A 20,271-nucleotide genomic window follows, 5' to 3' on the forward strand; every position below is an offset into this window, starting at 1 on the left:
ATGTCGGTGTCCCGGCCCTGTGACGGCCGCGGGCCCGGACCGGGAGCCGCGGGAGAGGGTGGTCGGTCCCCCTCGTACGACCGTGCGCCCCCGATCCACCCCGACCGGCCCCCACCGGGCACCCTCCAGTCAAGGCGCACCCTCCGCACCGCGACAATCCGCAGAACGCCGTACAACCCCCCGGCGAGATCGGCGGTCCGCGTGGGCCGGGAAGGGCGCGAGCCGCTCCTGGGCGTGCGCCCTCCCCGGTACCGGTCAGGCGGCCGGCGCCTCCAGCCGGCTGATCCGTACCGCGCCCCGGGGCTCACCGGGGTGGCCGCTGGTCAGGGTGAGGCGGATCCGGGAGCCGCGGACCGGGTCGAAGGTGACGACCGTGGGCCGGTCGGAGGCGGTGGCCCAGTCGGTACGGGCGCCCTCGACGGCCCGCCAGGCCCGGCCGTTCCACACCTCGGCCCCGATCGCGGCGGGCAGGCTGTACGTGGCGTCGGTGGTGAAGGAGACCTCGATCCGGTCGAAGCGGCGGGCGCGTCCGTAGTCGACGCTCACCCAGTCCTCGGCGCGGGCGCCGTCGAAGGCGGGCAGCAGGGCGGTGGCCGCCTTGACGAAGCCGTTGGACCAGCCGGTCGCCGGGTCGCCGTCGAGCATGGCGGCCGGAAGGGTGTCGGGGCGGCCGGAGTAACTCGCGTCCGCGTGCGGGGTCTCCACGGGCGCCGGGTGCTCCGCCCGGAACGCGGGCGCCGGCGTGGTGGCGCGGTCCGCCGCCCGCTCGGCGCGCACCGTGGCCGTGCCCGTGCGCAGGCCCTCCGCGCGGGCGGTCACCTTCAGCGTCCCGGCCCGGGTGCCGGAGCGGACGATGGCGAGGGCCTTGCCGTGGAAGGCGGTGCGGGTGCTCGCCTGGTAGGGCTCGGCGCTCTCCTGCCGGCCGTTGTCGAGCCCGGCGAGACAGCCGCCGGTCACGTCGAAGGTGATCAGGTGCTCGGCGCCGGGCACCACCGTGCCGTGCCGGTCGACGACGTCGGCGGTGACGAAGACCAGGGAACGGCCGTCCGCCGCGAGGGACTTCCGGTCGGGCGTCAGCCGGATCGCGTACGGCTCACCGGCCGTGCGCAGCACGTCGGTGGCGACCGTCTTCCCGTCCCGCCGGGCGACGGCCTTCAGCTCGCCCGGCGCGTACCGCACCTTCCAGGTCAGGTGGAGCTTGCCCGCGCTGCCGTTGGGGCTGGTGTAACTGCCCGGCCAGGGACCGTCGGTGAAGGTCTTGTCGTCGCCGGTGGCCTCGGTGGTCTCCAGGTAGCTCCGCCCGTCCACGGTCTTCTTGGTGTCGAACCTCCGCACGCCCAGCGACGCCCCGTTGAGGAACAGCTCGACGGTGTCCACGTTGGCGTAGGCCCACACCTCGACCGTGTCGCCCGCCGCGTGGTTCCAGGTCATCGGCAGCAGGTGGACCATCGGCTCCTCGGTCCACTGGCTGCGGAAGAGGTGGTACATGTCCTTGGGGAAGCCCGCGGTGTCCACGGCGCCGAAGAAGGACGCCTTCACCGGGAAGACGTCGTACGGCGTCGGCTCCCCGATGTAGTCGATGCCCGACCACAGGAACTGCCCGGTGAACCACCTGCGGTCCCGGTCCTTCTTGTGGCCGTACTCGCCGCTCATGGTCCAGGAGGCGAGGTTGTTGTCGTAGGAGGAGGTGGCCCGCCTGCCGGGGGTGTGGTTCTCCCCGGTGTTGAGGTGCTCGGGCTCCTGGTACGTGCCGCGCGTGGAGGTCTCCGAGGAGGACTCCGACTCGAACAGGAACAGGTGGGGATAGGCGGCGTGCAGCGCGTCGACCGACTTGGCGGTGTTGTAGTTGAGGCCGAGTCCGTCGAGCTTGGCGAGCATGAGGTCGGCCGCCGAGCCCTTGGCGGGCATGCTGCGGTACTTGTCGGAGCCGATGACCAGGGGGCGGGTGCCGTCGGCGGCCCTGATCGCGCCGATGATCCGGTCGGCCATGGCGAGACCGGCGGTGGAGGTGGAGTCGGGGACCTCGTTGCCGATCGACCACATCACGACGGCGGGCGAGTTGCGGGCCGCCAGGACCATCTCGCCGGCGTCCGTCTCGCACCACTCGTCGAAGAACCGCCCGTAGTCCCAGCGGTTCTTGCCGGTGCGCCAGCAGTCGAAGGCCTCGACCAGCATGACGATCCCGAGTTCCTCGCAGACCCGGATCACCGCCGGGTCGGGCGGGTTGTGCGAGGTGCGCAGGGCGTTGACGCCCATCGACTTCATGATCTCCAGTTGCCGGCGGACCGCGTCGGCGCTGACGGCGGCGCCGAGCGCGCCCAGGTCGTGGTGGAGGTCGACGCCCTTCAGCTTGGCGTGGACGCCATTGAGGTGGAAGCCCTCCTCGGGGTCGATCCGGACGGTGCGGATGCCGAACACGGTGTCGTACGTGTCCACCGTCCGGCCGCCGACGCGCAGTTCGGTGCGCAGGGTGTACCGGTCGGGGGCGGCGAAGTCCCAGCGGCGGGGCCGGGCGACGGCCAGTTCGTGGGTCTCGCTCCGGTCGTCGGCGCCGACGGCGACCGTGGAGGAGGCGCGGGCCACGGTGCGGCCGTCGGGGTCTTGGACCGCCGAGCGGATCTCGACCTCGCGCGAGGCGCCGGAGGCGTTCGCCACCGTGGTCGCCACCCGGACGACGGCCCGCTCGCCGGTCACCTCCGGGGTGGTCACGTACGTGCCCCAGCGCGCCACGTGCACGGGCTCGGTGACGACCAGGCGGGCCTCGCGGTAGATGCCGCTGCCGGAGTACCAGCGGCTGCTCGGCAGCCGGTTGCGGACCCGGACCGCGAGCACGTTCCGGGTCCGGCCGTCGGTGTGCACCAGGCCGGTGAGGTCGAGGGCGAAACCCGTGTAGCCGTAGGGGTGGCGGCCCGCCTCGGTGCCGTTGCACCAGACGTGGGCGTCCATGTAGACGCCGTCGAACTCCACCGCGATCCGCTTGCCCGCGAGCGCGGCCGGCAGCGTGAAGGAGAGGCGGTACCAGCCGAGGCCACCCGGCAGGAAGCCGGTACCGCTGGTGGTGCCGTGCTCGGTGGTGGGCGCCTGTTCGATGCTCCAGTCGTGCGGGACGGCGACCTCGCGCCAGGCGGAGTCGTCGTATCCGGGGTCCGCGGCGTCCGCGTCGGGTTCGTCGGCGCCCACGGGATCGGCGAGGGTGAAGCGCCAGCCGTCCCGCAGGGGGACGGTACGACGGCCGGAGAAACCTTCCTTCTCATCCGCCGCCCACGCCCCCGGGGCGACCGGCAGCACCCCGGCCGCCGGGGTGGCCGCGGAGGCGATCAGGACCGATCTGCGCGTGACTGTCATGGCTCTCCCTCATCAGGGCCCAGAAGTACTCACAAGCGATCGCGAACAAACAGATTCTGTCGATGCGTCACAGCAGTCCGTCAAGGGGGCGGAGGCGCACTTCTACCGCACGCGCCGCCCCCGACGCGCCTGTTGAAGACCCCGTGCGCCCACCAAGTGCCGTACAGCCCGCATTCGGGTCCGCGCGACCCCTGTGACGCACTACGCTGTGCCCCAAGTGACACACCGTTCACTGTGAGTGTGCGCGATGGAGTGGCGACGATGAGCCCGGTCAATCCGTACGACGATGCCGCCACGGCCCGGGCTGTCATCGACGACACCGGCGTGGTACTGCACTGGAACGAGGGGGCGAGCAGACTGCTCGGCCACCCGCCGGAAGGAGTCGTGGGGCGGCCCGCCGCCGATCTGCTGGCCGGCGCGGGCCAGGACGAGTTCCCGAAACCCGGCGACGCGCGCTGGCACGGCGTGCTGAAGCTGCGGCACCGCGACGGACACGTGGTGTCCGCCCGGGTGCTGGCCCACCGCCGGTGGCCGGACGACGGCCGTCCGGCCGGCTGGCTGGCGGTCGCGGCGCTGGACAGCGTCCCCGACCCGGCGGACGACCCCCTGGTCAACCTGGCGCTGACCCAGTCGCCCTGCGCCATGCTGATCTTCGACGAACAGCTGCGCCTGTGCGGCGTCAACGACGCCATGGCCCGTCTGACGATGGTGCCGTCCGAGCACCTGCTCGGCCTGCGGCTCACCGACATCGACAGCCACCCGGAGTACGCCAAGTACGAGGAGAACCTCCGGCGGGTGCTCGTCACCGGGAAGCCGCACGAGGTGGAGACGTTCCAGCCGGTCCCCGGCGAGACGCACCCCCAGGCGTGGCTGGCCCGCGTCGCGCGGCTGACCGGCCCCGACGGCCGGATCCGCGGCGTCTGCGCGAGCGTCCACGACTTCACCGAGCAGCACCGGGCCCGGGAGCGGCTCCAGCTGGTCAACGAGGCCAGCGTGCGCATCGGCACCACGCTCGACGTCACCAGTACCGCCCAGGAACTGGCCCAGGTCTGCGTCCCGGTCCTCGCCGACTTCGTCAGCGTCGACCTGCTCGACCCGGGGGAGCACGGCGGCGAGCACCCGGACCGGCCCCTGCCGCCGGTGACCCTGCGCCGGGCCGCCCACACGTCGATCACCCCGGGCTGTCCCGAGGCGGTGGCCGAACCGGGCCGGCTCGACGACTACCCGGCCGTCTCCCCGCAGGCCGAGTGCCTGGTCACCGGACGCGCGATCGTGACCACGGTGCCCTCCGGGGACGGCGAGGGGTGGCAGAACCGGGACGAGGTCCCGTTCCGGGGGGTGCGGGAGGACGGCGTCCACTCCATGCTGTGCGTCCCGCTCCAGGCCAGGGGCGCCACCCTCGGGGTCGCGGTCTTCGCCCGCTTCCGGAGCCCGGTGCCGTTCACCCACGAGGACGTGCTGCTGGCCGAGGAGGTCACCGCGCGGGCCGCCGTCTGCATCGACAACGCCCGCCGCTACTCCCGGGAGCGGGAGACCACCCTGACCCTCCAGCGCAGCCTGCTCCCCCGCCAGCTGCCGCCCACGGCGGCGGTACAGGCCGCCTCCCGCTACCTTCCGGCGGCCCGCGCCGGAGTGGGCGGCGACTGGTTCGACGTCATCCCGCTGTCCGGGATGCGGGTCGCGATGGTCGTGGGGGACGTGGTCGGCCACGGCATCCAGGCGTCGGCCACCATGGGCCGGCTGCGCACCGCCGTGCGCACCCTCGCCGACATCGACCTGGCCCCCGACGAACTCCTCACCCACCTCGACGACCTGGTCGTCCGGCTCTCCGACGAGTCCGGCGGCGACGGCACCGGCGAGGTCGGCGCCACCTGTCTGTACGCGGTGTACGACCCGGTCTCCCGGCGCTGCACCCTGGCCCGGGCCGGTCATCCGCCGCCCGTCCTGGTCCCGCCGAACGGACGGCCCCACCACGTCGAACTGCCCTCCGGGCCGCCGCTGGGCGTGGGCGGGCTGCCGTTCGAGTCGGCCGAACTGGACCTCAGCGAGGGCTCCGTACTGGCGTTCTACACCGACGGGCTGATCGAGAGCCGGGAGCGGGACGGCGACACCGGTATCGCCCTGCTGTGCGAGACCCTGGCGGCAGCCCCGCCCGGCACCTCGTCCGCGGCCCTGGACGAGACCTGCGACCGGGTGCTGCGCACCCTGCTGCCGCCGGGCGGCGCCGCCGACGACGTGGCCCTGCTGCTGGCCCGCGCCCGGGGCCTGCCCCCGTCCCGGGTGGCGACCTGGGACATCCCCGCCGACCCGGCGCTGGTCGCCCCCGTCCGCAAGCAGGTCCTGGAACAGCTGGCCACCTGGTCGCTGACGGAGGCGTCCTTCACCACCGAGCTGGTGGTGAGCGAACTGGTCACCAACGCCATCCGCTACGGCGCCCCGCCGATCCGGCTGCGGCTGATCCATGACGCGACCACGCTGATCTGCGAGGTGTCCGACACCAGCCACACCGCCCCGCACCTGCGCCGCGCCAAGACCTGGGACGAGGGCGGACGCGGTCTGCTGCTGGTCGCCCAGCTCACCCAGCGCTGGGGCAGCCGGCACACCGCCGAGGGCAAGACGATCTGGGCGGAGATGGCGCTGCTGGACCAGAGATGAACGCCGGTTTCCCCGGCCTCGCGACGGGACATCCGGACAGACAGGACGGAGGGAAACAACCCCGGTCCGGTCGTGACGAATCCCCAGGAGGGTGAGGCAGCGATGGTGAACACATACCGGCCGGTACGCGGGACGGCGCTGCTCGCGGGCGCGGTCGCGCTGCTCGGCGCCCTGACCGCCTGCGGCGGCGACAGCGGCGGTACGGCGACGGCACCGGACCGTTCCCCGACGACCGCGGGGACGGCCACGGGGACGGCCACGGGCGGGAACACGGCCGGGACCACGGCCGCACCCGGCACGGACTCCCCCAGCGCCCCCGCGTCCGGCGCCGCACCGAGCACCGCCCCGACCGACACGGCCGGGTCCGCGTCGGCCTCCGCCCGCACCGACGGCCGCTGCCGCACCACCGAGCTGCGGGCCTCCGTCGGCCGCGTCGACCCGGGCGCCGGCCAGCGCAACTTCCCCGTGGTCCTGACCAACACCTCGTCCCGCACCTGCACCCTGTACGGCTATCCGGGCGCCGCGTTCGTCGACGCGTCCGGCAAGCAGCTGGGCCCGGACCCGGTGCGCGACCCGGCCTCGCCCCGGACCGTCACCCTCACCCCGGGCAAGAGCGCCTGGTCGGCGCTGTCGTTCGCCAGTCCGGACATCAGCGGGGCGCGCACCGCCGCCCCGGCGACCCTGCTCGTCACCCCGCCGGACGAGCGGGACGCCCTGGAGGTGACCTGGAAGGCGGGCGAGGTTCCGGTGGGCGGCAACGAGTCCGAGGTCTCGCTCACCGCCCTGACCCCCGGCACGGGCCCCTGAGCCGCCCGGCTCAGTGCCCGGCGACCGGGTGCGGCACGTAGGGCCGCTCCAGTTCCTCGGCCTCCTTGTCGCTCAGCTCCAGTCCGACCGCCGCCACCGCGTCCTCCAGGTGTCCGGACCTGGCCGCTCCGACGATCGGCGCGGTCACCGTGGACCGGCTCAGCAGCCAGGCCAGCGCCACCTGGGCGCGCGGGACGCCGCGCTCGCCGGCGATGCGGGTGACGGCCTCGACGATGGCGCGGTCGCCCTCCTGGTAGAGGGTGCCGCCGAAGCGGTCGGTCTCGCTGCGCCGGGTGGCGGTCCCCCAGTCACGGGTGAGGCGCCCGCGGGCCAGCGGGCTCCACGGCAGCACGCCCACGCCCTGGTCCGCGCAGAGCGGCAGCATCTCCCGCTCCTCCTCGCGGTAGATCAGGTTGTAGTGGTTCTGCATGCTGACGAACTTGGTCCAGCCGTTCCGCTCGGCGGTGTACTGGGCCTTGGAGAACTGCCAGGCGTACATCGAACTGGCCCCGATGTAGCGCACCTTGCCCGCCTTGACCAGGTCGTGCAGGGCCTCCATCGTCTCCTCGACGGGTGTGTGCGGGTCCCAGCGGTGGATCTGGTACAGGTCCACGTAGTCGGTGCCCAGCCGCCGGAGGCTGTGGTCGATCTCGGTCATGATCGCCTTGCGGGACAGGCCGCCGCCGTTGGGGCCGGGCCGCATCCGGCCGTGCACCTTGGTGGCGAGCACGATCTCGTCCCGGCGGGCGAAGTCGGCCAGGGCCCGCCCGACGATCTCCTCGCTGGTGCCGTCGGAGTAGACGTTGGCCGTGTCGAAGAAGGTGATCCCGGCCTCCACCGCCTGCCGGATCAGGGGACGCGCCGCGTCCTCGTCGAGGGTCCACTCGTGCGGGCCCCGCTCGGGCACGCCGTAGGTCATGCACCCCAGACAGATCCGCGAGACGTCCAGGCCCGTCGAACCGAGCTTCACGTACTGCACCGTTGCCGCTCCCGCCTTCAGGACGAGTGATCTTCAGGTTGAGTGATCTTCAGGTCGAGTGATCTTCCAGGAAGAGCCTACGGCCTTGAGGTGACCGTGCGGCGTGGGAGCGGCCCGTGGACGGGCGGGCTCGCGCATCCTCGGCCCAGACGGCGGCTGCCCGGCCCTCCGGTCCGCCGCCGTTTCCGTCAGCGTTCCCGTCAGCGTTTCCCTCAGCGTTTCCCTCAGCGTTTCCCTCACTGTTTCCGGAGGAAGATGTGCCGATCCGTCCGAGAAGTGTCCCGGTCCTGGCCGGTGCCGCCGTGCTGTGCCTGGCCCTCGTCCCGTCCGCCTGGGGCCGGCCGGGTCCCGTGCCGAAGCCGGCGGAGGGGACGGCGTCGACGCTGTGCGCCCCGGCCGGCACCCTGCGCGGCGCGGGCGGTCAGCGGGCCGCGGTCAGCCTGTGCGCGAGCGGCGGCGCCCGCGGCCTGTCCGTCTCGGCGCCCGCCACCTGTACCACCGGCTCCCGGGCGGCCGTCCGGCACGCCTGTCTGACCTCCGGGACCTGGACCGCGCGGCGCGACGGCGCGACCGCCGCCTCCGGGACGCTGCCCGGCGCGGACGCCACCTACCCGGGCCCGGGGACGTACGAGATCACCGCGACCGTGCACGCGCGTTCCGAGCCCGGGGGCGTGGACCTGCGCGGCACGGTGCGCGCGACGCTCCGGCTGAGCGCGCCCAGGCCCGCCCCCACCCACCGCGTCGAGGTCGACCGTCGCGTGCTGCGGCCGGACACCGTCACCACCCTCACCTACACCGTCCACCGGGACAGCGACGCGGGGGACGGCAGCGCCCGCTTCGGGCTCATCGGCGAGGAGGGGTCGGGGGTGGAGCTGGCCACGGACGACGCCCGCTGCGTCAATCCGCTGGTGGGCCGTCACCCGTCGACCGACCGGCTCAAGCACTCCCTGGACTGCGCGTTCACCGACCTCCAGCCGGGCCGGCCGGCCACCGTGCGGGTCCGTGTCGCCCTGAAGGCGGCCTGCTCGACGGTGGTGTCGAAGCTGGGGTACTGGATGCCGCGCGGTCAGGAGGTGTTCACCGGCGGCATGCTGGTGGGGCCGACGGTGGGCTGCGACCGGTCCTGACCCGGACGATCGACGAGGTCCAGCGCCCGCTCCCAGGGGAACCCGGCCGCGTCCTGGGTGCCGAAGCGGACGCCCATCGCGCGCAGCCGGGCGAGGCTCTCCCGGTGGGCCGGGTGGGCGGCCAGCGCGTCGCCCACGTAGGGCAGTACGCCGATGGGCACGCCGAGGCCGTACGCCTCGCACAGAGTGCCCAGGGCCAGGGTGTCGGCGATGCCGGCGGCCCATTTGTTGAGGGTGTTGAAGGTGGCGGGCGCGACGATCACGGCGTCCGGCGCGGGGAACGGGCGGGGTTCGCCGGGGCGGCGTGAGCGGGCCCGCACCGGGCGGCCGGTCAGCGTCTCGACGGCCGCGACGTCGAAGAAGCCGTCGGTCGCGGCGGTCGGGGTGGCGATCACCCCGACCGCCCAGCCGCGCCCCTGCGCCGCTTCGATCAGCTCGCCGACGTCCGCGGCGACGCCGGCGGCGCAGACGACCACGTAGAGGAAGGGTTTCCGGTCCGGTTCGGTCACCCGGGAAGCCTACTCAGCGGGCGGCCGGCGAGGTGACGGTCTCCGGCCGGCTCGTGTGCCGCCGCCCGGTCCCCCGGGGCAGGGTGGCCGGATGCCATGCCAGGTGTCAGCCCGCTGGATGATCCGTCACGAGGACGGCGCCCACCGGGCAGGCGCGGGCCGCCTCCCGGACCAGGGGGCTGCCGCCGCCGTCCTCGCGGCCGGGGAGGACGGCGCCGTAGCCGTCGTCGTCCTGGGTGAACACGTCGGGGGCGGTCAGGGCGCACTGGCCGGCGCCGATGCAGACGTCTGTGTCGATGTCGATGCGCATGGTCCGTCAGCTTCCTACCAGGTCACGGGGAGTTCCAGCACTCCCTGGATCGTGTCGCCGGGTTTGTGGGGGATCCGCTCGGCCGGGACGGCCAGGCGCAGGCCGGGCAGCCGGCGCAGGAGGGTGCCGAGGGCGATCTCCATCTCGGCACGGGCCAGGTGCTGGCCGAGGCACTGGTGGATGCCGGAGCCGAAGGAGAGGTGGAGGCGGGTCGGGCGGTGCCAGTCGAGGGCGTCCGGCTCCGGGCACAGGGCCGGGTCCCGGTTGATGAGGGAGAGGGCGAAGACGACGCCGTCGCCGGCCCGGATGGTCTCCCCGTCCGTCTCGATGTCCTCGACGGCCAGCCGCAGCAGACCGTCGGTGATCGCCAGGGTCCGGGTCAGTTCCTCGACGGCGGCGGGCAGCAGGGCGGGGCCGGCTCGCAGTTCGGCGAGGCGCTCGGGGTGGCGGAGCAGGGTGTAGGTGCCCAGGGAGATCATGTTGGCGGTCGTCTCGTGGCCGGCGACCAGCAGGATGACCGCCAGGGCGACGAGTTCCTCGCGGCCGGGGGTGTCCGGGCCGGGGCGGTGGACCAGTTCGTCCAGCAGGCCGGTGCCGGGGTCCGCGCGCTTGCGGTCGATCAGGTCACCGAGGTACGCCGCCAGGCGGTCGCGGGCGTCCAGGGCGTCGGCGGCGGGTCCGCGCAGCAGCCGGCGGGACTGTTCCTGGAAGAAGGCGTGGTCGGCGTAGGGGACGCCGAGCAGCGCGCAGATCACCCGCGACGGCACGGGGAGCGCGAAGGCGGTCACCAGGTCGGCGGGCGGGCCCTGGGCGGTCAGCGCGTCGAGGTGCTCGTCGACGATCTCCTGGATGCGCGGGCGCAGGTCCGTCGCCCGCCGCAGGGTGAACTCGGGGAGCACCAGGTGGCGTTGGGCCCGGTGTTCGGGGTCGTCGACGCCCAGCAGCGCGGCCTTGCGGCCGGCCGTGGCGGCCAGCCGTGGTGAGGTGGCGGGAAATCCGGGGCGGGTGCGGTCGGTGGACAGCCGCTGGTCGGCCAGGAGCCGGCGGGCGGTGGCGTGTCCGGTGACCAGCCAGGCCGGGCGGCCGTCGTAGAGGGTGACGCGGGTCAGCGGCCGGGTGGCGCGCAGCCGGTCGTAGCCGGCGGGCGGCTGGTAGGGGCAGGTCCGGTCCTGGGGGAAGGTGACGGGTTCGGTCATATCCGGCATGACAGTCCATTAGATGCCGCGCTCCGCCGGGCGGCGACGCGAAGTTCGGCCAGATCGGCGCACCGGGACAGCAGCCGGGGATCGCGTCCGGGAGGCGGTAGAAATGGATTCCGTACCGGATGGCGTTGACCTCGGTGCCAGTGAGCCGTACGACCGACGAATGGACGGATGCAGATGCCTCTTGAGGGCGAGTACGAACCCAGCCCGACGCAGTGGGTGCGGGAGCAGGTGGAGCTGTACGAGAGGTCCGGCGGCACCGAGGGCACGACCCTGCGGGACACCGGTCTGCCGGTGATCCTGCTGACGACCAGGGGCGCGAAGAGCGGGAAGCTGCGCAAGACGCCGCTGATGCGCGTCGAGCACGACGGCCGGTACGCGGTGGTCGCCTCGCTGGGCGGAGCGCCGAAGCATCCGGTGTGGTACTTCAACGTCAAGGCCGACCCGCGGGTGGAACTCCAGGACGGGGCGGTGAAGCGGGACTTCACGGCCCGTGAGGTCACGGGCGCGGAGAAGGCCGAGTGGTGGGAGCGGGCCGTCGCGGCGTTCCCGGACTACGCCGACTACCAGAGGAAGACGGACCGGGAGATCCCGGTCTTCGTGCTGGAGCCCGCCGACGGTTCCTGAGAGCAGGCCGGGAGGCCGCTGAGAATTTCTTGCCCGGCCGTGCATGAACCGGCCGCCGCCGGGCACCCGGAGGTCAGGCCCCGCCGCGTTCCCCCGTCGCGGCGGGGCTTTCGCCTGCCTCCCGCGCGAGCCGGTCGGTCACGTCCAGGAAGATCTGCCCCGCCTCGGGCACGGTGTTGGCGAGGGACCGCTTGATGCGTACGGCGACCTCTTCGACCCGTTCGCTGTCCAGGCCGGGCACCAGGTCGATGCGGGCGGCCACCAGGGTGGAGTCGAGGCCGGTCTTCATCGTGAACAGGGCCTCGACGCTGTCGATCTCCGGCTGGGCCTCCAGCAGGGCCCGGATCCGGCCGGTGGCCTCCGGGTCGGCGGCCTCGCCGATCAGCTGGTCGCGGGCCTCGCGGCCGAGCCGGTAGGCGACGTAGACGAGCAGCGCGCCGATGGCGAGCGAGGCGGACGCCTCCCAGACCACCTGTCCGGTGACCATGTGCAGCGCCATGCCGATCATGGCGAGGGTCACGCCGAGCACCGCGGTGCCGTCCTCGGCGACGACCGTGCGCAGGGCCGGGTCGCTCAGGCCGCCGCCCTGCCGGCGCACCTGGTGCAGGGCCCGCAGCAGCGAGGCGCCCTCGGCGAGGAAGGCGACCCCGAGCACGACCAGACCGGCGACGTAGCCGCTCAGTTCCTCCTCGGCGCCGGTGCGCAGGGCCTCGACGCCCTGGTAGAAGGAGAAGCAGCCGCCCATGACGAAGATGCCGACGGCCGCGAGCAGCGACCAGAAGTACCGCTCCTTGCCGTAGCCGAAGGGGTGCCGGCGGTCGGCCGGGCGGCGGCTGCGGCGCAGCGCGGCGAGGAGGAAGACCTCGTTGAGGCTGTCGGCCACGGAGTGCGCCGCCTCCGACAGCAGCGCCGGTGATCCGGCGACGAAGCCGCCGGCCGCCTTGGCGACGGCGATCACCAGGTTGGCGGCCAGCGCCACCAGCACGGTGACGCGGGTACGCCGGTCGGTCGCCCCGCTCTCCGGTGTCTTCGATCCGCTTTCTGGCGTCCTGGGTCCGCTCTCCGGTGTCCCGGGTTCGCTGTCCTCGCCCGTCCGGGGCGTCGTCTGCCGCGTAGTCGTTCCGCTCACGTTTCGCCGGATGCCCCCGGCCGGCCCGGATCACACCCTCTTGTGGGTGGCCGGCCCGTGCCGGGCGCCGAAAACTGGGAACGCGTCAACCAGGGCATCCGTGCGGCAGGGAGGAGAGGGCCATGGGCGAGGACGCCGGGGAGACCGGCAACAGCGCGTACGGCAGGAAGGCGTTCAAACGGTCCCGGAGCCATTTCGCGGACCGCGTCACCGCCGACGGCCGGGACGGCTGGCCGGTGGCGGCCGGGCGGTACCGGCTGGTGGTCAGCCGGGCCTGCCCGTGGGCGAGCCGGGCGCTGGTCTCCCGGCGGCTGCTCGGCCTGGAGCAGGCCCTGTCCCTCGCGATCGCCGACCCGATCCAGGACGACCGCAGCTGGCGGTTCACTCTTGATCCGGACGGCCGCGACCCGGTGCTCGGCATCCGTTACCTCAGCGAGGCGTACGACCGGCGGGAGACCGGGTATCCGGGCGGGGTGAGCGTACCGGCGATCGTGGACGTGCCGAGCGGCGCACTGGTCACCAACGACTTCCAGCAGATCACCCTGGACCTGGCGACCGAGTGGACGGCCCTGCACCGGCCGGGGGCGCCCGACCTGTACCCCGAGCAGCTGCGGGACGAGATCGACGAGGTGATGGCGGGCGTCTACCAGGACGTCAACAACGGGGTGTACCGGGCGGGCTTCGCCACCGGCCAGGAGGAGTACGAGGAGGCGTGCGCGGGCGTGTTCCGGCGGCTGGAGCTGCTGACGCCCCGGCTGGAGCGGCAGCGCTACCTGGTCGGCGACACCATCACGGAGGCGGACATCCGGCTGTTCACCACGCTGGTCCGGTTCGACGCCGTCTACCACGGCCACTTCAAGTGCAACCGCTGGAAGCTGACGGAGAATCCGGTGCTGTGGGGTTACGTCCGCGATCTGTTCCAGACGCCGGGTTTCGGCGACACCGTCGACTTCGACCACATCAAGCGTCACTACTACCAGGTGCATACGGGCGTGAATCCGACCCGCATCGTGCCGCTGGGCCCCGACCTGTCCGGCTGGCTCACACCGCACCACCGCGAGGAGTTGGGGGGCCGGCCGTTCGGCGACGGCACCCCGCCCGGCCCGGTCCCCGCCGGCGAGGAGGTCCCGGCGCGGGGCAGGCCCTGATCCGCCCTACCGATCCGTTCGCCGTACCAAGGAGGAATTTCGTGGGAAAGAAGAAGAAGAAGCAGAAGCTGCCGATGGCCTACAAGCCGGTCGGCTTCGTGCTGGGCTGGGCGGGCGGCGCGCTGGCCGGGATGGCGTTCCAGAAGACGTGGAAGCTGATCCGGCACGAGGACGACGCGCCCGACGCCCTGGACCCGGACCGCGGCTGGGGCGAGATCCTGCTGGCCGCCGCGATCCAGGGTGCCATCTTCGCCGTGGTGCGCAGCGCCGTGGACCGCTCGGGCGCCAAGGTCATCGAGCGCTCCACCGGGGTGTGGCCGGCCGCGGGTTCGGGCGGCCGGGACTGACCACCGCCCCGGCGCGCCGCCGACGCCCCGCGAGCGGACCGTCCGCCGCGGGGCTCAGCCCTGTTTGGGCGCGGTCGAGGGATTGCGGCGCAGGGTGAAGGAGTGGCCGGCCGGGTCGGAGAAGCCTCGCTCCTCGTAGGGGCCGGGCGCGTCCTTCGCCTCCACCGGGCGCCCACCGAGCCCCACGATGCCGCGCTCGGCCTCGTCGAGGTCGTCCACCACGAAGTCCAGATGGACCTGGAGGGAGTTCTCGGGACGGGGCCAGCTCGGCGGAGTGGCGTTGACGTCCCGGCGGAACGCCATGCGGAAGCCGTCGGCTCCCCTGATCTCGATCCGGTTGGCGGCCGCGTCGGTCTCCCGCGCGCCGAGCAGTTCCTTGTAGAACTCCGCGAGCATCTCGGGCTCGGCACAGTCGAGCACCACGACGCCCGCATTCACCAGTGCCATCTCTTCTCCTCCGAAGGTCCGGGGCGCGGGGCGGCCTGCCCCGTGCCCTGTACCTAGCTGATATCCGCGTCCGGCGGAATCAGTCGGGCGGGGGGGGGCGGGCAGCGGCGGGGGCGCGGGTTTGCGCCGGGGCGGGCGGTGGGCGTGCGGAGGCGGGCGGCGGCAGGCGGTGGGGCGCGTGGAAGCGGTCGGCGGTGTGCGGGGTCCGATCGGCGGGGGGCGCGGTGGGGCCCGGGCGGGCGGTGGGGCCGGCGGGCGCGGTGGGGCCGGCGGGCGCGCGAGACGGTCAGCGGGGCGCGCGGAACGTGCGGCGGTACGCCTGGGGAGAGACGCCGATCGCCGCGTGCAGGTGCTGGCGCAGTGAGGCGCCCGTGGCGAAACCGACCCGGCCGGCGATCTGATCGACCGGCAGGTCGCTGGACTCCAGCAGGTGCCGGGCCCGGGCGACGCGCTGCTGGATCAGCCAGCGGCCGGGGCTGAGGCCCACCTCGTCGTCGAAGCGGCGGGCGAAGGTGCGCAGGCTCATCCCGGCGTGCGCCGCGAGGTCCGCGAGGGTCAGCGACTCGTCGAGCCGTTCCAGGGCCCAGGCCCGGGTGGCGGCGGTGCTCGCCGCTCCCGTCCGCGGAACCGGCTGCTCGATGTACTGCGCCTGACCGCCGTCCCGGAACGGCGGGACGACGCAGCGCCGGGCAACGGCGTTGGCCAGTGCGCTGCCGTGGTCCTCACGGATCAGATGCAGGCAGACATCGACCCCGGAGGCGGCCCCGGCCGAGGTCAGGATGCGGCCGTCGTGGACGAAGAGCACGTCCGGGTCGAGGGTGACGCGCGGGAACATCCGGCGGAAGACGTCGGTGAGCTGCCAGTGGGTGGTCGCCCGGCGGCCGTCGAGGAGTCCGGCCGCGGCCAGCACGAAGGCGCCGGTGCAGATGGACAGCAGGCGGGCGTCCGGTGGGACGCGCGCGAGGGCGGCGGTGGCCTCGTCGGTGAGGGCGTCGGTGATCCGGGACGGCGCGACGGCGGCGACCACCACCGTGTCGGCCGTGGCCAGTACCTCGGGGCCGTGCTCGGCGGTGACGGTGAAGTCCGCCTCCGTGCGCACCGGACGTCCGTCGACGGTGCAGGTCAGCACCTCGTACCGGCCGTCGGCCGCGCCGAGGATACGGCTGGGGATGCCGAGCTCGAAGGGATAGACGCCGTCGAGGGCGAGGACCACGACTCGTTCCGGGCGTTCCGCGTGCGACATGGCACGATCTTATCGGAGCATGACCATCATGCCATTTCCCGGACGAGCGGGGACCGGCAGGCTGGGTGACCATGAACGATGTGAACACCATGCGAGCCATCCGCCAGGACTCCCTCGGCGGACCCGAGGTCCTGAAGGAAGTACGGCTGGAGCGCCCCACGCCCCGCCCCAACGAGGTACTGGTGCGAGTGCGCGCCGCCGGCGTCAATCCCACCGACTGGAAGCACCGCGCGAACGGCGGCTTCCTCGGCGAGCCGCCGTTCGTCCTGGGCTGGGACGTCTCCGGCACGGTCGAGGCGGTGGGCATCGGCGTCGCCGAGTTCCAGCCGGGCGACGAGGTCTTCGGCATGCTGTCGTACCCGTACGGCCACGGCTCCCACGCCGAGTACGTCGCCGCTCCGGCGCGCGGCTTCTGGCACAAGCCGGCCGGTATCGACCACGTACAGGCCGGCGCGCTGCCACTGGTGTCGCTGACCGCGTGGCAGGCGCTGGTGGAGCGGGCCGATGTCCAGCCGGGGCAGCGGGTGCTGGTGCACGCGGCGGCCGGCGGCGTGGGCCACGTGGCGGTGCAGATCGCCAAGGCCCGGGGCGCCCATGTGATCGGTACGGCCAGCGCCGCCAAGCACGGCTTCCTGCGGTCGATCGGCGTGGACGAGCCGCTGGACTACCGGGAGACCGACTTCGCCGAGGCGGCGAAGGACGTGGACGTCGTCCTGGACACGATCGGCGGGGACACGCTGACCCGTTCGCTGCGCGTGCTGCGCCCGGGCGGGATCGTGGTCTCGATCCTGCCGGCCGGGTCGGACGAGCTGTACCGGGAGGCGGAGCGGCTCGGCGTGCGGGCGGCCCGGATGCTCGTCGACGCCGACCGGGGCGGAATGCGGGAGATCGCCGCGCTGGCCGAGTCGGGCAGGCTGCGGGCCGCCGTCGAGCGGAGCTTCCCGCTGGCCGACGCGGCCCAGGCGCACGCGCTCGGCGAGACCGGCCGCACCACGGGCAAGCTGGTCCTGGTCGTGGACTGAGCGGCGTCCGGCCCACGCCCACCGCTCCTCCCGCCCTCCCCCTCCTCCCGCGCCACCGGCGACGAGCATGAGAAATCGATGACATATGTCAATCGAACATGCTCAAATCCCTCCGACCGAGGGAAACTGTGGAGGGCAGGCGGGGAGGTGATGCAGCCGTGCGGCAGGATCCCGCACCGCTCACCCGGCATCTGCGGGTCCGCGACGACCGGGGACACACGGTGCTGGAGTTCCACGGCGAGATCGACCTCGCCGTGGCCGACGAGATCGCCCCGCTCCTGGACCGGGCCACCGGCGATCCGGGCGCCCGGGTCGTGCTCGACCTCAGCGGGGTCGAGTTCTTCGACTGCTCGGGACTGCGGCTGCTGGTCCGGGCCAGGCAGCGGGTGCTCGACCGCGGCGGCGAACCGCACCTGGTGTGCACCCACGCCCTGACGCTGCGCGTCCTGCGGGTCACCGGTCTGGCCCGGCTGCTGCCGCCGCGGCGGACGGTGGACGAGGTGGTGGGCCGGTCCGGTCCCCGGTCCGGTCCACCGTCGAGCCGTACCCCGCCGTCGCGGTAGCTCCTCCTCCCTCCGACTCCTTCCGGACATCCCCGGACATCCTTGGACGCCGATCGGCAGGTCGGCGGCCGGCGCGCGCCGGCCGTGCCCCACTGCTGCTCCCGGTCCCCCAACTCGCCTGTCTGGCAGGCGAAGTGGGGGGCATGCGGTGAGTAGAAAGGAGGGCCGTAGCCAATGACGACTCCCCACAGGCGCCTCCCCGGGCGCGTGCCCGGCTGGGCCAAGGCGGTCGGTGCCGTCGCGCTGGTGCTGGTCGTGCTGTTCGCCGGGCTCCGGCTGAGCGTGATCCCGGGCCTGAAGGACCTGTTCGGCAGCGAGACCCGCGACCGCTCGGGCCCCGCGCTGCTGGAGTCCATCCAGGACATCAGCCGGTACGAGGCCGCCTCCGGCAACTTTCAGGTCGTCGTCGACCTGGAGAAGGACACCAAGTTCCTGCCGGACGCGGTCCGCGGCTCCCGCACGCTGTACGTCGGCGCCGGCTCGGTGGACGCCTACGTCGACCTCGGCAAGGTCGGCCGCGACGATGTCACGGTCGACGAGGACCGCACCTCGGCCACCCTCCGGCTGCCGCACGCCGCCCTCGGCAAGCCGGCCCTCGACCCCGAGCGCTCCTACGCCGTGTCCAAGCAGCGCGGCCTGCTCGACCGCCTCGGCGACCTGTTCTCGGACAACCCCAACAGCGAGCAGGCCGTACAGAAGCTCGCGGTGCGGCACATCGGCGAGGCAGCGAAGGAGAGCGGCCTGACCTCGCGCGCCGAGACCAACACCACGCAGATGCTCCAGAACCTGCTGCGCTCGCTCGGCTTCAAGGAGGTCCGGGTCACCTACCCCGACTGAACGGCCGCACGTCTCCGTCGCCGTCCCCGTCCCCGTCCTCGTCCCCGTCCCCGCTGAGAACTGGAGGATCCCCCATGGCCCGCGCCGCCACCCCACGGCCGCGTTCCCTGCTCCGCCCCCGCGCCGCGCGGAGCGCGGACCCCGCTCCGCGTGAACGGCACGTGGTCCCCTGGCCGTTGCGCCTGCTGGCCACTGCGTGCGCCTTCGTCTTCATGGTGGCGTTCGCCGTCGTACTGGCCCGGCTCACCCTGCATCCCTCGCCCGCCTCGGAGGCGCTGACCCACACCAACCTGCATCCCGGCCGCTCCCTGCGCGAGTACCTGGGCCAGCCCGCGCTGCGCGACGCGGTCAAGCAGGTCGGCGGCAACATCCTGCTCGGCGTGCCGTTCGGGATGCTGGTGCCGGTCGTCGCCCCGCGTACCCGCGGACTCCTGCGAGTGCTGCTGCTGACCGCCGTCGTCATGCTGCTGGTGGAGCTGGCGCAGGGCTCGATGGTGACCGGACGGGCCTTCGACATCGACGACGTCATCCTCAACACCGGTGGCGCGCTGCTGGGTTATCTGTTGCTGGGGCGGCGGATGAGCCGCGCGGTGCATGCCCGCCGCTCACCGGCCTGAGGCGAGGGGTGGTCCGCCGCTGTCTAGCGGGTCGTCCAGGTGAACTTGTCCCCGCCGACCCAGCGGACCACCTCCGGATCGTCCAGGTCGTGGACCGTGATGCCGTACGCGGCGGCGGCCTCCAGGACGTCGATGACGGTCCTCGCCTCACCGACGACCTGTCCGTCGATCTCCACGATCCGGAACGGGGGAACGGCCGGCTGGACTCCCAGGACCAGGATGCGCGGCCGGGCGATGTGCGGGCTCACGATTTCGGTCATGTATCGAGCCTAGAACGAACGGGCGGGCGGGGCCGTCTCCGGACTCCCCCGCCCCGCCGTCTCCGGCGCCGTCGCCCCCGCCGCCGTTCCCGGGTCGTTCCTGGTCAGGGCCGCCGCCAGTCGTCGTTCCGGAGGTGCGATCCGGCCATCGGGCCCATCCGGAGCATGCCGCCGTCCACGCTCCAGGAGGCGCCCGTGACGTACGAGGCGTCGGGGCCGGCGAGGAAGGCGATCACGGCGGCGACCTCACGGGCGTCACCGGGCCGTCCCAGGGGTACGCCGGGGCGGCGCTCGGTGTGCGGGTCGGTGTCCTCCTGCCCGGTCATCGGCGTGGCGATCTCGCCGGGGGCGACGGCGTTGACGGTGATGCCGTGCTCGGCCAGTTCCAGGGCCATCACCTGGGTGAGCAGACCGAGGCCGCCCTTGGCCGCGCAGTACGGCGCGGCGCCCACTCGCGGCTGGTGCTCGTGCACGGACGTCACGTTGACGATCCGGCCGCCGTCGCCCTGCCGGATCATGCGCCGGGCCGCCCGCTGCCCGCACAGGAACGGCCCGGCCAGATCGACGTCCAGGACGTGCCGCAGGTCGTCCAGGCCCAGGTCGAGGAAGGGCGTGGCCGTCCCCGTACCGGCGTTGTTGACCAGGACGTCCACCCGCCCGAGGCGTTCGCACAGCCCGTCGACGGTGTCCGCGGCCTCCGGCAGCCGGGTGAGGTCGGCCCGGGCGGTCTCGGCCCGCCGCCCCCGTGCCCGTACCTCCTCGGCGGTGCGCTCGGCGCCCCGCTCGTCGGTGTGCCACGTGATGCCGATGTCCAGTCCGGCCTCGGCCAGACGTACGGCGGTGGCCCGGCCGATGCCGGAGTCGGAGCCGGTGATCACGGCGACGCGGGCGGTGGGGGACATGGCGGCCTCCTCGGTGGCGGCGTGTAACGGGCCGACGCAGTACCCGGGCGACGGGGGGACAAACCGTCGGTACCCGTCGTGCGAACCGCCCGTCGCCGGGGAACCCTGGTGGGGCGAGGAGGTGGATGGTCCGATGGACCCCGAAGAGCCCCTGAACCCCGTGGACCCCACGGCCCCCGTGGACCCCGCGGCCCC

General features: G+C 73.5%; 20 protein-coding genes. 10 read left to right on the plus strand and 10 right to left on the minus strand.

What is annotated here, in order from left to right:
• Window positions 1–255: 255 nt before the first annotated feature.
• A complete protein-coding gene (locus ACIQR3_RS06630) occupies window positions 256–3,345 on the minus strand; it encodes a glycoside hydrolase family 2 TIM barrel-domain containing protein (RefSeq protein ID WP_403535046.1) in 3,090 nt (1,029 codons plus the stop codon).
• Window positions 3,346–3,606: 261 nt separating this feature from the next.
• On the opposite strand from ACIQR3_RS06630, the gene ACIQR3_RS06635 reads away from it, so the two are divergent.
• Window positions 3,607–6,000 (plus strand): SpoIIE family protein phosphatase, encoded by a 2,394-nt coding sequence (locus tag ACIQR3_RS06635; protein ID WP_403535048.1) that lies wholly within the window; start codon window positions 3,607–3,609, stop codon window positions 5,998–6,000.
• Between the two features lie 102 nt (window positions 6,001–6,102).
• Window positions 6,103–6,807: a DUF4232 domain-containing protein gene (locus ACIQR3_RS06640; protein ID WP_403535051.1), complete on the plus strand. Its 705-nt coding sequence runs from the start codon at window positions 6,103–6,105 to the stop codon at window positions 6,805–6,807.
• Window positions 6,808–6,817: 10 nt separating this feature from the next.
• On the opposite strand, the gene ACIQR3_RS06645 is transcribed toward ACIQR3_RS06640, so the two are convergent.
• Window positions 6,818–7,786, minus strand: a complete 969-nt coding sequence (locus ACIQR3_RS06645; protein ID WP_403535054.1) for an aldo/keto reductase — start codon at window positions 7,784–7,786, stop codon at window positions 6,818–6,820.
• A gap of 257 nt (window positions 7,787–8,043) precedes the next feature.
• Here ACIQR3_RS06645 and ACIQR3_RS06650 point away from each other — a divergent pair, with 257 nt between their 5' ends.
• A complete protein-coding gene (locus tag ACIQR3_RS06650) occupies window positions 8,044–8,913 on the plus strand; it encodes a hypothetical protein (RefSeq protein WP_403535057.1) in 870 nt (289 codons plus the stop codon).
• On the opposite strand, the gene ACIQR3_RS06655 is transcribed toward ACIQR3_RS06650, so the two are convergent.
• The 3 genes from ACIQR3_RS06655 to ACIQR3_RS06665 all read right to left on the minus strand — a co-directional run bounded on the left by ACIQR3_RS06655 (window position 8,853) and on the right by ACIQR3_RS06665 (window position 10,937).
• Entirely contained in the window at window positions 8,853–9,422 is a 570-nt protein-coding gene (locus ACIQR3_RS06655) for a flavoprotein (protein ID WP_403535059.1), read from the minus strand. The two genes, ACIQR3_RS06650 and ACIQR3_RS06655, sit on opposite strands and share 61 nt — an antisense overlap.
• A gap of 106 nt (window positions 9,423–9,528) precedes the next feature.
• Complete coding sequence (locus ACIQR3_RS06660; RefSeq protein ID WP_403535061.1) at window positions 9,529–9,732, minus strand: ferredoxin; 204 nt, start codon at window positions 9,730–9,732, stop codon at window positions 9,529–9,531.
• Between the two features lie 14 nt (window positions 9,733–9,746).
• Window positions 9,747–10,937 carry a cytochrome P450 gene (locus tag ACIQR3_RS06665; protein ID WP_403535063.1) on the minus strand — a complete coding sequence of 397 codons (1,191 nt, stop codon included), beginning with the start codon at window positions 10,935–10,937 and terminating at the stop codon, window positions 9,747–9,749.
• Window positions 10,938–11,111: 174 nt separating this feature from the next.
• Between ACIQR3_RS06665 and ACIQR3_RS06670 the strand changes: the two genes are divergently transcribed.
• Entirely contained in the window at window positions 11,112–11,561 is a 450-nt protein-coding gene (locus ACIQR3_RS06670; RefSeq protein WP_403535463.1) for a nitroreductase family deazaflavin-dependent oxidoreductase, read from the plus strand.
• A gap of 73 nt (window positions 11,562–11,634) precedes the next feature.
• On the opposite strand, the gene ACIQR3_RS06675 is transcribed toward ACIQR3_RS06670, so the two are convergent.
• The gene (locus tag ACIQR3_RS06675; RefSeq protein ID WP_403535465.1) at window positions 11,635–12,546 is read right to left on the minus strand and encodes a cation diffusion facilitator family transporter; all 912 of its coding nucleotides are present in this window, start codon (window positions 12,544–12,546) and stop codon (window positions 11,635–11,637) included.
• A 266-nt stretch (window positions 12,547–12,812) separates the two neighbouring features.
• Between ACIQR3_RS06675 and ACIQR3_RS06680 the strand changes: the two genes are divergently transcribed.
• Complete coding sequence (locus tag ACIQR3_RS06680; protein ID WP_403535066.1) at window positions 12,813–13,838, plus strand: glutathione S-transferase family protein; 1,026 nt, start codon at window positions 12,813–12,815, stop codon at window positions 13,836–13,838.
• 74 nt (window positions 13,839–13,912) lie between these two features.
• Complete coding sequence (locus ACIQR3_RS06685; RefSeq protein ID WP_215167037.1) at window positions 13,913–14,185, plus strand: DUF4235 domain-containing protein; 273 nt, start codon at window positions 13,913–13,915, stop codon at window positions 14,183–14,185.
• A gap of 54 nt (window positions 14,186–14,239) precedes the next feature.
• Here the strand turns inward: ACIQR3_RS06685 and ACIQR3_RS06690 are convergent, their stop codons facing one another.
• Window positions 14,240–14,632: a VOC family protein gene (locus tag ACIQR3_RS06690; RefSeq protein ID WP_403535068.1), complete on the minus strand. Its 393-nt coding sequence runs from the start codon at window positions 14,630–14,632 to the stop codon at window positions 14,240–14,242.
• A 286-nt stretch (window positions 14,633–14,918) separates the two neighbouring features.
• Entirely contained in the window at window positions 14,919–15,875 is a 957-nt protein-coding gene (locus tag ACIQR3_RS06695) for a GlxA family transcriptional regulator (RefSeq protein ID WP_403535070.1), read from the minus strand.
• A gap of 71 nt (window positions 15,876–15,946) precedes the next feature.
• Here ACIQR3_RS06695 and ACIQR3_RS06700 point away from each other — a divergent pair, with 71 nt between their 5' ends.
• The 4 genes from ACIQR3_RS06700 (at window position 15,947) to ACIQR3_RS06715 (ending at window position 18,914) form a co-directional block, all read left to right on the plus strand.
• A complete protein-coding gene (locus tag ACIQR3_RS06700) occupies window positions 15,947–16,897 on the plus strand; it encodes an NADP-dependent oxidoreductase (RefSeq protein WP_403535073.1) in 951 nt (316 codons plus the stop codon).
• A 158-nt stretch (window positions 16,898–17,055) separates the two neighbouring features.
• Window positions 17,056–17,460, plus strand: coding sequence for an anti-sigma factor antagonist (locus tag ACIQR3_RS06705; protein ID WP_403535076.1), 405 nt, complete (start codon window positions 17,056–17,058; stop codon window positions 17,458–17,460).
• A 174-nt stretch (window positions 17,461–17,634) separates the two neighbouring features.
• Window positions 17,635–18,297: a DUF4230 domain-containing protein gene (locus ACIQR3_RS06710; protein WP_403535079.1), complete on the plus strand. Its 663-nt coding sequence runs from the start codon at window positions 17,635–17,637 to the stop codon at window positions 18,295–18,297.
• A gap of 74 nt (window positions 18,298–18,371) precedes the next feature.
• Window positions 18,372–18,914, plus strand: coding sequence for a VanZ family protein (locus tag ACIQR3_RS06715; protein WP_403535082.1), 543 nt, complete (start codon window positions 18,372–18,374; stop codon window positions 18,912–18,914).
• A gap of 23 nt (window positions 18,915–18,937) precedes the next feature.
• Here ACIQR3_RS06715 and ACIQR3_RS06720 read toward each other — a convergent pair whose 3' ends face one another.
• Entirely contained in the window at window positions 18,938–19,174 is a 237-nt protein-coding gene (locus ACIQR3_RS06720) for a hypothetical protein (protein WP_403535085.1), read from the minus strand.
• A 104-nt stretch (window positions 19,175–19,278) separates the two neighbouring features.
• Entirely contained in the window at window positions 19,279–20,076 is a 798-nt protein-coding gene (locus ACIQR3_RS06725) for an SDR family oxidoreductase (protein ID WP_403535087.1), read from the minus strand.
• Window positions 20,077–20,271 lie beyond the last annotated feature (195 nt).

The sequence above is a fragment of the Streptomyces sp. NPDC090994 genome (assembly GCF_044768905.1).
GTDB lineage: Bacteria > Actinomycetota > Actinomycetes > Streptomycetales > Streptomycetaceae > Streptomyces.